The sequence below is a fragment of the Paenibacillus assamensis DSM 18201 genome (assembly GCF_000422445.1).
Classification (GTDB): domain Bacteria; phylum Bacillota; class Bacilli; order Paenibacillales; family Paenibacillaceae; genus Paenibacillus_B; species Paenibacillus_B assamensis.
Window position 1 is genome coordinate 124,252 of the sequence record NZ_AULU01000012.1, and the last position, 13,831, is coordinate 138,082.

Annotated in this window: 11 protein-coding genes; 7 read left to right on the top strand and 4 right to left on the bottom strand. The window is 41.8% G+C overall.

All coding sequences use genetic code 11. The features are described 5' to 3' along the window. Positions 1 to 53: 53 nt before the first annotated feature. The 3 genes from H580_RS0108870 to H580_RS23800 all read left to right on the top strand — a co-directional run bounded on the left by H580_RS0108870 (position 54) and on the right by H580_RS23800 (position 3,511). Positions 54 to 1,337, top strand: coding sequence for an ABC transporter substrate-binding protein (locus tag H580_RS0108870; protein ID WP_028594459.1), 1,284 nt, complete (start codon positions 54 to 56; stop codon positions 1,335 to 1,337). A gap of 129 nt (positions 1,338 to 1,466) precedes the next feature. After that, entirely contained in the window at positions 1,467 to 1,850 is a 384-nt protein-coding gene (locus tag H580_RS0108875) for a hypothetical protein (protein WP_028594460.1), read from the top strand. Positions 1,851 to 2,167: 317 nt separating this feature from the next. Beyond that, the gene (locus H580_RS23800; protein ID WP_051217353.1) at positions 2,168 to 3,511 is read left to right on the top strand and encodes a hemolysin family protein; all 1,344 of its coding nucleotides are present in this window, start codon (positions 2,168 to 2,170) and stop codon (positions 3,509 to 3,511) included. A 73-nt stretch (positions 3,512 to 3,584) separates the two neighbouring features. Here the strand turns inward: H580_RS23800 and H580_RS0108890 are convergent, their stop codons facing one another. Continuing rightward, the gene (locus tag H580_RS0108890) at positions 3,585 to 4,577 is read right to left on the bottom strand and encodes a hypothetical protein (RefSeq protein WP_028594461.1); all 993 of its coding nucleotides are present in this window, start codon (positions 4,575 to 4,577) and stop codon (positions 3,585 to 3,587) included. A gap of 527 nt (positions 4,578 to 5,104) precedes the next feature. Here H580_RS0108890 and H580_RS0108895 point away from each other — a divergent pair. Both H580_RS0108895 and H580_RS0108900 read left to right on the top strand, forming a co-directional pair. Next, on the top strand, positions 5,105 to 5,605 hold the full coding sequence (locus H580_RS0108895) for a hypothetical protein (RefSeq protein WP_028594462.1): 501 nt from the start codon (positions 5,105 to 5,107) through the stop codon (positions 5,603 to 5,605). 30 nt (positions 5,606 to 5,635) lie between these two features. Continuing rightward, positions 5,636 to 6,496, top strand: coding sequence for a DegV family protein (locus tag H580_RS0108900; RefSeq protein ID WP_028594463.1), 861 nt, complete (start codon positions 5,636 to 5,638; stop codon positions 6,494 to 6,496). Between the two features lie 87 nt (positions 6,497 to 6,583). Here the strand turns inward: H580_RS0108900 and pdxR are convergent, their stop codons facing one another. Then, complete coding sequence (gene pdxR, locus H580_RS0108905; protein WP_028594464.1) at positions 6,584 to 8,002, bottom strand: MocR-like pyridoxine biosynthesis transcription factor PdxR; 1,419 nt, start codon at positions 8,000 to 8,002, stop codon at positions 6,584 to 6,586. Positions 8,003 to 8,100: 98 nt separating this feature from the next. Here pdxR and H580_RS0108910 point away from each other — a divergent pair, with 98 nt between their 5' ends. Beyond that, positions 8,101 to 8,676, top strand: coding sequence for a GNAT family N-acetyltransferase (locus H580_RS0108910; RefSeq protein ID WP_028594465.1), 576 nt, complete (start codon positions 8,101 to 8,103; stop codon positions 8,674 to 8,676). Positions 8,677 to 8,885: 209 nt separating this feature from the next. Further along, positions 8,886 to 11,966, top strand: coding sequence for a copper amine oxidase N-terminal domain-containing protein (locus H580_RS0108915; protein WP_028594466.1), 3,081 nt, complete (start codon positions 8,886 to 8,888; stop codon positions 11,964 to 11,966). A 133-nt stretch (positions 11,967 to 12,099) separates the two neighbouring features. Here the strand turns inward: H580_RS0108915 and H580_RS0108920 are convergent, their stop codons facing one another. Together H580_RS0108920 and H580_RS23805 are read right to left on the bottom strand one after the other, a co-directional pair. After that, positions 12,100 to 13,182 (bottom strand): copper resistance D family protein, encoded by a 1,083-nt coding sequence (locus H580_RS0108920; protein ID WP_028594467.1) that lies wholly within the window; start codon positions 13,180 to 13,182, stop codon positions 12,100 to 12,102. After that, positions 13,179 to 13,721 (bottom strand): copper resistance CopC family protein, encoded by a 543-nt coding sequence (locus H580_RS23805; RefSeq protein WP_028594468.1) that lies wholly within the window; start codon positions 13,719 to 13,721, stop codon positions 13,179 to 13,181. Before H580_RS23805 ends, H580_RS0108920 begins: the two co-directional genes overlap by 4 nt. Between the last annotated feature and the right edge of the window lie 110 nt (positions 13,722 to 13,831).

Consider the following 13,831-nt stretch of genomic DNA (forward strand, 5'->3'; position numbering starts at 1 on the left):
TGGTAGTGCAAAGAAGTCGGCTGCCATAAGCAGTTGAACGGGAGGGCTTACGGATGAAGAAGTTCGCAAAATTATCGTTGTTAATGCTTGTAGCAGTTTCGGTCATGTTAGCAGGATGTGGATCGAAAGATTCTAAAGAGAGCACAGCAAATAACGGAAATAGCACGAAGACGGTTAACATATTCCAATTTAAAGTGGAAATCGCGGATGCGATGCAGCGTATGAAGGCAGAATTTGAGAAAGAGCATCCAAACATTAAGCTGAACATTCAAGCCGTGGGCGGCGGTGCCGATTACTCTGCTGCTTTAAAAGCGAAGTTCGCTGCTAATGATGCGCCTGATATTTTCAACAACGGCGGATTCCAAGAGATGGAGACGTGGATGGAGCATTTGGAGGACTTGTCCGCAGAGCCTTGGGCGAAAGACGTCATTCCACTTGCGAAAGAGCCCATGACGAAGGATGGCAAGCTTTACGGGCAACCGATGAACTTGGAAGGGTACGGCTTTATTTATAACAAAGACTTGTTTGCCAAAGCAGGTATTACTGAGCTGCCTAAGACATTGTCCCAGCTAGAAGATGCAGCGAAGAAGCTGCAAGCAGCAGGCATTACTCCATTCGCCAACGGTTATCAGGAGTGGTGGATTCTAGGTATTCACAACTTAAACGTTGCTTTCGCGCATCAACAAGATCCGAATGCATTTATTCAAGGATTGAAGGATGGTTCTGCGAAAATGACGGGCAATAAAGTGTTCCAAGATTGGACGAAAATGCTTGATTTGACGATTCAATACGGCAATAAAAACCCATTGACGACAGACTACAATACGCAAGTTACGTTGTTTGCGAAGGGCGAAACAGCGATGATGCAGCAGGGGAACTGGACGCAAGTACAAATCGACGGCATTAACAAAGACTTGAACTTGGGCGTTTTGCCAATGCCAATCGATGAAGATGCAGCGAAAAATGACAAGTTGCTTGTAGGTGTACCGAACAACTGGGTTATTAATAAGAATTCCAAAGTGAAAGAAGAAGCAAAAATCTTCTTGAACTGGCTTGTATCTTCCGAAACAGGCAAGAAGTATATTACGAAAGAATTTAAGTTCATTCCAGCATTCTCTACGATTACAGCGACAGCTGAGGACCTTGGCGATATCGCAGCTGATGTGATGAAGTACAGCCAAGAGGACAAAGCATTGAGCTGGAACTGGTTTAAATACCCGGACGGTGCAACGCAAGAGTTCGGCAGCATGATTCAGGCGTATGTAGCGGGTAAGGATGATCAAGCGAAGTTGTTAGAGAACTTCCAGAAGGCATGGGATAACTTGAGCAAGAAATAAGTGCAGCACAGCTATCCACGATTAGTGGGTAGCTTTCTTGCATTTATTAAGGGGGATAATGCATGTTGTTATCAATCAGACCTGTAGTAAAATGGATATAAATATAACAGTAAATGGGAGGAATGTTTGATGCGAAAGATGCGGCATGACGTGCTTCGTACACGAACAGAACGCTTATTAAGTCGTTTTAAAACGGTAACCATACTCGTTGTTCTACTTGCAGCTCTCTCAAACCATTCTGGTGTACATCGTGCATATGCCTCAGAGAAACATCTTGTTCACACTATAAGTAATACGAAACAAGATAATAAAGGCAGCATAGACATAGCAAGTAAAGAGATCGATCCAGAGCGTAAGCGGCAGCTTTTGGAGGAGTATGGTTTAGAATCAGAGCGGCCTTCGAATAGCTTTCAAAGTGGGGACTTTGGATTCTCCGTAAGCGATAATCCGAATCAGGATACGCTCGTTATGTATCTGCTGAAGCTGCTTTTCAGCTTCATAAAGTCGCTGTAACCTTTACGTATTAACATACAAGATTGGATGAATTTACATCATTTCTGATCAATAACTTGCCTACTGAACCATAGGTCACTATACTAAAGATAGTGTATACTTTTACACAAATACTAGATTTCATTGAGGAGGTGGCGTCAGTTATGGACGATGAGCCAGGGGAAGCGGGTAATAGGATTCAGGCATTATGTGTAATCAATAAGATCAAGATGCGTTTAAAAACAAGCTATTATCGCCGGAATTAAATCATGTATTCCAAACTCATGGATATCGATGGTTATAGGAATACTTGAAAATGATGATGGAGGATGAATAGTGTGTTTACGGAAATTTTGATACTTTTGATACTCATAGTGCTAAATGCTTTTTTTGCAGCCTCAGAAATTGCTCTTATTTCATTGAATGACAACAAAGTTAAGTCTATGGCGGAGGCAGGGCATAAAAAAGCAAAACTATTGCACAGTCTTCTGAGCGAACCGAGCCGTTTCTTGGCCACAATCCAGATCGGTATAACGTTAGCGGGGTTCATGGCGAGTGCATTCGCCGCTGAGAGCTTTGCTGGCAGGTTGGCACAATATCTTTATGAAGCAGGGGTACCTATTCCGAGAACGATTTTGGAGACGGTATCAGTCATTTTGATTACGATTATTTTGTCTTATTTCACGTTGGTATTTGGTGAACTAGTACCGAAGCGATTGGCGATGAAAAAGTATGAGCCGATTGCGATGTTCGCAGCTGTGCCATTGACGGTTCTATCTAAGGTTACTGCGCCATTTGTTCGATTACTTACAGGATCAATGAACTTGATTGTACGTATCCTCGGTGTTAACCCGGATGAGAACAAAGAGCAGGTAACAGAAGAAGAAATTCGAATGATGGTCGACGTTGGTAACGAAAATGGTACGATTCAAGAAGATGAGAAAATGATGATTAACAACATTTTCGAGTTGGACAATAAGACAGTGACGGACATTATGACACATCGAAGCAGCGTGATCGGCATTTCGATGGATTCCTCACTTAAAGAAGTTGCGAAGCTAATTAATATTGAAAAATATACGAGATATCCTATATATGAAGGTGACATCGACAATATTGTCGGTATCCTGCACGTGAAAGATATTATTAAATATCTTGAAACAGACGCAGATGATTCCTTTAACCTGAAAGATCTCATTCGCGTTCCTTATTTCATCCCGGCTTCTAAGCGTATCGATGATTTGTTCAAAGAACTGCAGAACAATAAAGTTCATATCGCTGTGGCAATTGATGAGTACGGCGGTACAGCAGGAATTGTAACAGTCGAAGACTTGCTGGAAGAGATCGTGGGTAACATTTTTGACGAACACGATGATGAGGAAGAAGAAAAAGAGATTGAGCAGGTTGAAGAGGGCGTCTGGGTTGTAGACGGGACGATTCAACTGCGAGTGCTTAATCCAATCATTGATGCAGATTTCCCTACGGATGATTACGACACATTAAGTGGCTTCGTTATTGGTCAGCTAGGAAGAATTCCTGAGCAGTCGGAGAAACCTATTGTTACGTTTGACGGCTTCGTATTTGAAGTGCTTGAAGTGGACGAGAAGCGAATTCATAAATTGAAAGTGCTTCGTTCAACTGCGGAAGTATCTTCTGTTGCTGAGCCGATATTGGAAACGTAATGAAATAGCTATACGAAATAAAAATACCGCCATTGCGCAATCCAAGTGCAATGGCGGTATTTTTGTGAACGTTTTACACAAACACACTTCCTGGTCTGCCCATCCATACATAAATAATCATTAGTGTGAAGAGTAGGGCACTGAAGTTGATGGCTATAAATGTACTGCGTACCTTTGGCGAACGAAGAAACTTGAACTTGAGCATCGTCTTTGTCTCGTCTGCGCCTTCAATGATAAACATGACGAGAAGCGTATGTACAACCATATGTCCTACGATTTCTTTTAGGCCAAATACTGTTGTAGTCATAAGGAATACGCTTGTCAGTACGAGTGCGGCAAATCGATTCATCATTCCTACAATAAAGGCCCAAGCGATTCCAATCTCAATGAAAGCGCTAATAAGAACGAAGTCCTCAATCGTAAACCCTAGGGAAGGAAGTCCGTAATCATGAAAAAGAGAGCACGCGAGTTTAGCTATAGTAATTTTCTCAATCGCAAGCCATGCCAAGGATAGTCCTGTGCTTATAAAAAGGGCAGATGTTGCTGTGTGGCTCCATTTTGTCTGAATAACGAATAAATAATAGATGATTCCAATATAAAACATATAATCGAGTGCATGAAACAGGCCGTATATCATAACGGCATGGATGTAAAGGAGTGTGAGGGCGGATGCACTGATGAAGAGTGTTTTGCGATGCAACAATCCTAATAGGGCGACGGTAAGGACGACGTAAACCCACCATTGATTCGAAACAAGGTCGGGTGCCAAATACGATCCAGTACTAAGTTGTAGCAGCAGCCCAATTCCGAGTCCAGCACGCAGAATAATCGAATTAAAGCGTTTTAACCCATGTAGATGACGATGAATGCGGCTTACAACGCCGACATTTCGAATTGATTCATTGAAGAAAGCTAATATAAGTAAGACTATGGTGGTAAAGATAAGCCAGAACAAAAATGTAGGGGTAATTACATTGGCAATAGGTGAAGGGATCCAATCTTGATCCTCAGTAAACCATTTTACATGCATATACTTGCTGCTCCACGAAGGAAGCCATGAATTCATAAATTCGCCTCCATTTGCTATTTAGTAGGGTAAAGATAAGTAACGGAATGTTCACCACCTTTTTATCGTATACCTGTTGTAGATGTAAAAGCAGCACGCCCTCAACATCTACGTATCGCATGGATACTTGTACATAATGATACTATATATTCCAATTCATAGTACCACATACCAACAGATTGATCGACAATTTTTGTCTTTTATCGGCTATCTTCAACATTTTCTTTATAGTTCCTTATGAAAAAAATTAAGGAAAAAAAGGTTAAGCGTATTTATTTTACCATTGTTCAGGAATATATGGATGAGATGAATGTATTTTGTAAAGCGCTTACAATACATTCATATTACTAACAGTAACCGTAGTTTCATGACTATTGATATTTTATTGACTTCTTAAACAGGTGAAGTATTATGTTAAAGCGCTGATCTAATTAGAGCGTTATAACATTGTCATGAAAGCGATTAAGATACCGTATCCTTGGTATGATATAATACATTTAATTATTGTAGGTTTTGGAGGATTTCACATGCTTAGTTATGAAGAAAAATCCGCAATTGCGGACTCATTCACCGAATTGGAACGCAGACAAGTATCACTAGGTCGCGCCAATTACCATTATGAACAGAGTGTATACGACAAAAAAACAGTCGTATATCATTTGCACCCGAACGGTAATGGATTTGTATACGCGGGTTTGTTGCAAGGTTATGAGAAGGATGATAAGGGACTTGTTAATATTCGTGATTTCACAGCTGATGAGCTGCGCACAATTATTGAGCAATCCATTCACTCCTTGTCTGCAATACCTCAATCCCTTGAGTCCGTTGACTCTCATGACTCCGATGAGTCTACAGAGGAAGAACATTGGACAAATGCAAGTAATCAAACGCTTACTCTGCAATTCGAAGATGAAGATCAAATGTGGTACATTTATGCAGGTTTAAACTTAGATACTGTTTTTGAAACGTATGAGGAAGCGAAGGAATATCTCGAAGAAGAAGGCTTCAGGCCTGCAATGAAAAAGTAATGACATCATACGAATAGAAATGGGTGCGCAATGACGAAGAAAATTGCTTGGATAACGGATAGTACCGCTTATTTGCCGGATAACTTGAAACATAACGAAGATGTGTTTGTCATTCCAATGGGCATTGTATTTGGCAACGACGTTTTTGACGATGGCATCGATCTCACGACAGAGGAGCTCTACCGTCGTATTCGCGAGGAAAAGGAAATGCCGAAGACGTCTCAGCCGCCAATCGGTAGATATGCGGCGTTATTTGAACAGTTGAAAGATGCTGGTTATGATTGCGCAATTGCTATTCATGTATCAGAAAAAATAAGCGGAACGTTGGCATGTTGTCACTCTGCTGCAGACCTTGCGTCGTTTGATGTCGAAGTTGTCGATTCGAAGGCGATGTCCTATGTTCTTACCACGCTTCTCTACAAAGGGCTGGAGCTTGCTGAACAAGGCTTCAGCTATCAAGAGATCGCAGCTCAATTGCGGCAGGAAGCAAATAAAGCAGAGAATTATATTGTATTGGGCAATCTGGACCAATTCTACAAAGGTGGAAGAATGTCAGGTACGCAATACTTAGTCGGTTCTCTTCTTCGTATTAAGCCAGTGCTCCGTATCCATGACGGCGCGTTCGAACTATTTGATAAAGTACGTTCTGAGAAAAAGGCATATGCACGCTTAGTTGAGTTATTTCAACAGGCTTATGAACGGAATCATGTCCAAAGCATTCAAATTATGCACGGAAATGTGATCGATAAAGCAGAATCATTGAAGCAGCAGCTCCAAACGCTTTTCCCTCAGCTTGAGGTTGTAATCGGTGAAATCAGCTCTGCCATTGCTGTACATGCTGGCGAAGGAACTGTGGCTGTTATTTGGCATAATGAGCCGAAGAACTCATAATAATTTATAAATTATTACTCCAATATGCAAGTACGCAAAAAAGACTGTTCTCAGGCCGCAAAACGGACATGGGTTCAGTCTTTTGTTTCATTCAGGGAACCATACCTCTTTTAAGCGCTGTATTCCTTCATCTATTAACTCCACTGGGATTCCGCCGAAACCGATTATGAAATGAAGCTCATTACGTCGATAGGGTATCCACCATGTAAAAGACATAGGTGTTACTCGTATATCGGCTGCTTTAGCTAGCTCAACAAGCTCTTCTTCTGAGCGCTGATCATGAACGTTCAAAAGAATATGAAAGCCAGCGTCTGTTCCTGTTACGACAGCACGACCTTGAAAGTGCTCTTGAATTGATCGGATTAAGATATCGTGCTTTCTCTTATATAGCTGACGCATTCGTCGCAGGTGCTTCTCGAAATGTCCTTTTTCCATAAACTGATGTAGAGCAAGCTGATTGATTCTAGAAGCGGAGTGCTCTAGGTACAGCTCCCATTTTAGTTGATGGTAAGCAGGTAGTAAGCGATTAGGCAGAATCATGTAATGAATGCAAAAAGTAGGTGCAATCGCCTGAGAAAAGCTCCCTAAGTAAATGACGGGACTATTTTCGATCAGCCCTTGGATGGATGGAATGGATCGACCATGATAGCGGAATTCACCGCCATAGTCATCTTCAATGATGAAACCTTGTGAATCGTTGGCCCATTCCAATAGTTGAATGCGCTTAGTGATTGATGTCATCAGCCCTGTTGGAAACTGGTGCGAGGGGGCTGTGTAGACGATATTTATATTCGAATTGTACAATGGCTCGATCTGAATTCCGTTTTCTTGCAGCGGGATGGGGACGATTTCATATCCATGATTTTTAAAAGTGGCTGGCACCAGATGATAACAAGGATCTTCGATGCCTAGTCGATTGCCACTGCCGCTATGTTTGAGCAGTAAGCTCAACAATGAAGTAAGTATGTATTGGTCCGCACCGACTATGACTTGGTCAGGCGTGCAGCGAAGTCCTCGGTAGCGGCGCAAGTATGTCACAATGCTTTGTCGCAGTGCAGGTTCTCCTTGTGGATTACCATACTGTAAGCCATCGGTGTGATCGATTGCATCGTGTAATAAACCCCTCCAAACACGATGCGGAAACGTGGAAAAGTCATTTTTTGATATATGAAAATCATAGCGATAACAGTGAGGATCTCGTGCTGTTATCCGATGCGTTGATGGTTGTTGAGCAGATGCTGCGTACTTATGGTAGATAGGGTGCAGCGCTTGAACATAGTAACCACTCTTTGGCCTGCTCTTTATAAATCCTTCTGCCACTAACTGCTGAAAGGCAAGCTCTACAGGAGTCGTACTCACATTAAGCTGCTCTGCAAGTTTACGCAAAGAAGGCATACGAGTATTGGGGGATAGATTTCCTAGTCGTATTTCTTGTTTGAAGAACTCGTATAGCTGAAGATAAAAGGGCGTTTTGCTTTGCTCATCAAGCTTAGGAGCTATGAACATGAAGTTGTCCTCCATCTGTCCTTTTTTTTTTAACGATTCTGTCTATTTAGAAGTATACAGTTGTTCACTACGATAGGTATATAACGAAAAGGGGGATTATGATGACTATCGCTACAACTCAACCCAAATTGCTGACAGGAAGCCGTGTATATTTGCGTCCCATTAATGCGGAAGATGCAGGAATGTATTATGAACAACTGTATGTGGAAGAAACGAGAAGACTGACGGGTACGCATAGGTTTGCAACCAAGGAGCAGATTTCTCGTTATATCGAGGCCAAATCACAAGATAATTCAAGTGTATTGCTGCTAATTGCATTAAAGGAATCAGATGAAGTCATAGGTGATATTGCGCTTCAAGATATTGATACCATTAACCGCAGTGCGGGCATTCGCATCGCGATTAGTTATGAGAAACATCAGGGTCAGGGATTTGGACAAGAGGCAATGCCATTGCTGCTCGAGTATGGATTTGGTGTGCTCAATTTGCAGCGAATTGAACTCGAAGTGTTCACTTTCAATCCACGCGCTGCGCATGTGTATGAGAAATTGGGCTTTGTACGTGAAGGGATTAAGCGTAAGGCACTCTATTATCATCATCAATACCATGATGTTATTACGATGAGTATGTTAGCAGATGAATATCGTACGAAGTATGGCCTATCAGAGTTATGAAATGGTTGTATAAGGAGATAGTATCTCAGCGTTAAAGGGCGGCGAATATCAGCAAAAGTATCAATATTAGTTAGGAATTGATATTTGTAAGTAAATGTTCATAAAATAGACACAACTTAAGCAGGAAAACATGAAACATTTTCCTTACTTTTCGACTCTTTACATATAGGTAAAATTCGCCTTATTAAGTCGATCAGGAGGATGCAAGTATGAGGAAAATGCGAGTTCTGTTATCTGCGTTATTAATTGGTAGCTCATTATCCTTATTTTCAGCGCAAACACATGCCGCACCAGCTATAAAAGTTTATATTGATGGGGAATATTTATCCACACCTCAGCCGCCTATTGTGGTAAACAGCAGAACGCTGCTTCCACTCAAATCCGTATTCGAGGGGCTAAATGCAACGGTTCATTATGATGCTAAGACAAGAACAGTAACATCAAGCAAAAGCGGAACGACTGTTGTATTAAAGCTAGGGTCCAAGATTGCAAAAGTAAATGGTAAAAATGTTACGATGGATGTACCTGCGCAGACGATAAGGAACAGAACGATGGTTCCTGTCCGGTTTGTCAGCCAATCCTTTGGTGCGTTTGCTGATTACGAGCCATATAGCAGAACGGTACACATCACGACTTCGGATGGTTCTGGCAGCAACCCAGATCCAGGCACGCCGCAAAATCCAGACCATACTTCCTTCTCGGCTGTTCGAAATGTTAGAGCTGAGATTACAGGTAAGTCAGGTGACGCAAGCGATATTACGGTTCACTTTGATAAATCTTCCACCGAGGCAAATGTGAAGAACTATCGTATTTTAGTTGTTAAAGCTGACAATTCTAGCAGCTTTAACGAATCGAGAGCGAAGTCAGCATCGCATGGCAATTATACAGAAGTGAATACACATGGCATTAACCAGTCCGTTAATTTGCCAGCAAGTTTGCGTGATGTTGATGGAGATGTTATTCGATCGAATCAGTCCTATAAGGTGTATATACTGACGCAAGGTTTGAATCAGAGATCTGGGCTATCGTATGCGTCTTCTACGGTGAAGATCCCAGAGAGTGCAACAGGAATCACGGTTACAAATGTGAAGGCAACGGATGTAAGTGATTACGGAGATGGACGCGATCTATCGGTTAGTTTCTCAAGACCGTACAATGATGACCTAGTGTCCAATTATCGCGTAATGGTTGTTAAGACGAAGGATGCACATCGTTTTGATCTCAATGCGGCAAATGCCGTTCCTAGTCAGCATTACAGTACGGTATATAAGAATGGATCTACCCTTACGGAGAAGTTGAATTCGACAGCGAAGGATACAGCAGGCGATTACATTCGTAATGGTGAATCCTACACGGTATTTGTATTGTCAGTGAGCAACAATTCCTACGCTTCGCCTAACAAATTGTCTACTGGATCTGTGATTACATTGGAAAGTGCTTCTGGTCTGCCAGTCATCACTAAGGTTGAAGATGTAAGCAACTATGGAGACGGGCGTGACTTAGAAGTAAGCTTTAATCGTGCCGATGATGAGTCTACCGTCAGTCAATATCGTGTCTTTGTGGTCAAGTCAAGAAATGTGAGCAGTTTTGATCTTGCCCAGGCAGGTAAAGTATCGTCTGGTAGATATATAGAAGTAAGTAAAAACGGCTACTATAACTATAAAGTGAACCTTACTTCTAGTGCGAGAGATGTGGACGGATCATATCTTCGTAATGGGGAAAGCTATCACGTGTTCGTCATGGCGGTGTCTTGGAACAAGGATAGATTGTCTGCTCCATCTCAAATGATGACGTTATCTAATAATAATCATTCGAATGCTCCGACTAATGTAACAGTAAGAGATGTAAATGATTATCAGGATGGTCGAGATTTAACGGTTTCCTTTAATAAAGTGTATGATGAGTCCAGTTTTAATCACTATCGAATTTATGTAGTGAAGTCGACACAAGCACATCATTTCACTTTACATCAAGCGAATAGTGTGGGAACAGGTAACTTTACGTACGTAAACAAGACGGGTGGAAATATTAGTCAAACACTGACTTCCTTTACACGTGATATCGACGGTGTACCGATTAAAAGTGGAGAGAGCTATAAAGTGTTTGTAATGGCAGTCAACAATAATCAGCATTACAACGTTTTATCCACTGCTTCCGATTCGATTACGTTGTCGGGCAACTCAAGTGTGCAAGCAGCTTCAAATGTTCATGTACGTGACATTAGCGATTTCAACGATGGACGTGATGTGCAGGTTTCCTTTAACCGCGCGGGGGATGAGTCGAATATCAATCACTATCGCGTTCTAATCGTGAAAGCTCACCAAGCTGCAAATTTCACATTGGCTCATGCGAACAATGTAAATAGCTCTTATCAAGCTTATGTGAGTAAGACAGGAAAACATATTACACAAGCGATGCTTCCTGATATGAAAGATGTTGATGGAAACCCAATCCGAAGCGGTGAAAAATATCGAGTTTACATCATGTCCATTGGTTTATACGGCAACACGTTGTCTGCACCATCGGGTGAATTTACGTTATCTGGTACGCTGAACACTAGCCCTGTAACAAATGTAACGGCTCAAGTTGTGAACCAGCATACGACAAATCGTAAAATTGATATTAGTTTCATTACGAACGGCAACGAATCTAATGTGAAAGAATACCGGATTGTGCTCGTTCGTGCTGAACAAGCACATGTAATTAATGCGACGACTGCCCTGAGTGTCGGGGAGTCCAATTTTACGAGAGTTGCTAAGCAAGGTGTATATGCAAAGCAGCAAATTTCAGATACGGCTAAGGATATGTTTGGAAACCCACTAGTGAAAGGTATTTCGTACCGTGCGTATGTGCTTACCGTTGCTAGCAATAATCCACATCAAACAAGTTCGCTGTCTAATGGTTATGCTGAGTTTACGTTATCTGAGCAAGCAGTGCCTGCTGTAAATTATGTAGCTGCATATTCAGATGGCAATGGATATAGCTTTAAATCTGTATTTGAAAAACCAACGAACTCCAATCAAGTCGCTTATTATGCGGTGATGGTCGTTCCGACATATGCAGCAGGAAGCTTTACGTTGGAGCAAGCTAACCAAGTTCATTCTAATCGCTATAAGTTCTCAAATGGCAATGGAGACAACACGATTACTTGGTCAACGAGTGACGTTGACATATATGGAAGCTCTATTCAAAGGGGCGTAACATATAAAGTGTTTGTGTTATCTATTTCCAACGGGGCTAACGGAACAGGCAATGCATTGTCTTCCGCTTCTAATGAGATTGTGTTGTAAATAATAAAAGGGCTCTCTTGCCGTCGCAATTGACGGACTAGAGAGCCCTTTATATGTTCCCACTTGATAATTAAGCTTTCATGGTGTGTAGTAAGCAGTACATAGTGGCATGTCAGCATCGATCTTTGCATAGTTAAACTACAGTAGGTACGATCGATATAAGGACGGCTAGAAACACCGTAACAACTGCTAAACAACCTATCGTAATGAACACAAATGGAGATTGTTTCTTCTGATAAGCCATAACCATCAGAGCGGCGAATAGCATAGCTATGATGGTTAGTATTAACGTGTAACTATTAAAGGCTAAGTCCACCCGCCAGTAGATGCTCCAACCCCCTTGGTGCAGCAGTTCAAACCATTGCGATACACCATCCGTTTGGAGTACTTGTGCTACATCACGGGGTGAAGCGGAATGCGTCATAAATGCGGTCACTAGCAAAATAATAACAACGACGATTGTCTCTGCGCGCAGCCATTTTATATGCATTTTCTTTCTAAGTAAAAATCCATTGATGAATGCTAGGCTTATTAATACAGCATATAAGAGATGCTTCAACAACAGTGCTTGTCCGTAAGGCAACAGCCAAGAATCCCAATAAGCCGGCGTAATATATTCCATTAGGATAAGGCCTGCTGCTGTAATGGCAGTCATACATCCAATGGCTAATGGTGAGTACCAGTTCATGAATGTGTTCCAGCGTGATTCGCTGGTAGAGAACCAACTAACTATGAGCAAAATGCCAAACCACAGGCATACGGCGGCAAAATGAACCCAGTGCGCAATAAATCCTCCTATCGCATCCACGGATGAAGCATGACTCGTCCAAGCGATTAGGACACTCAGTAGTAAGCTCCAGACGAATGCAGTAGTAGCTGCACCTCTAGAAGCTTTTATATCGATAAGCTGAATAAATACTGCTAACAGGATCGCAGCTAAGCCAAGTGTCAACCATTGAATCCCCATATCGGAACTCAGAAGATAACGGAATAGTGAGAACGTTTGCCCCGATTGTTCCGCTAGAAAATCCAAAATAGGAATAAGTGGTGTAAATGATAACAGAGCTATTAATAAGCTGCTGCCCGTTAATAAACAAGTAGGCAGTGTATAGGATGGACGAGTGCGTTCGGGTAGACAATATAGAAATAGTCCCCCAATTAATATAGCGAAGCACACGTATAAAGCTGCTTCGGTAACGGTCAACAGCCCAATCATGAATTAGCGTCTTTCTTTTTCATAATAAAGAACAATACGATAACTGCGATTCCGAGCACGACGACGATAATAGGGAGCAATAGACTGTCACCGTCAAGTTTGGATGTATTTTGTTGCTCGTCTACAGAGGTAGCTGCGTCTGTAGTGGTAGTTGTCTGTTTCTTATCATCGTTAGCTGCGGTTTGCTTATTTTGTACCGTAAATTGGTAGTTCCCGTGGATAAGATGACCGTCTGCTCCGATGATAGACCAGTTTACTGTTATTTTTCCATTAGGCAATGGAGCTGATGTCGTACCTTTCAAATGAGGTCCATCAATTTGAATCGTGTCTACAGCAATGGTTTGCCCAGCTTCATTTGCAAGGGTGAACGTACTTCCTTTGAGTATGTCTGTATTAAACGTTAACTGAAGTGCTTTGACATCTTCCTTCACGACTGCATCTATAGCAGGAATCGACTCCGTAAGATTACTGTGAGCCCATACTTGAGTAGGAACTAGAATAAGGTAGAGGCTTAGTATACATGCAAAAAATTTTCTCATCTGTCAATGCATCCTTTCCTTGTGTGTGGTCATGATGTATGATTCAAACTTGTTGGGAACGTATTCATTTTAACGAAAAATAGGTGGGATGAACACCTTTTTCACATTAA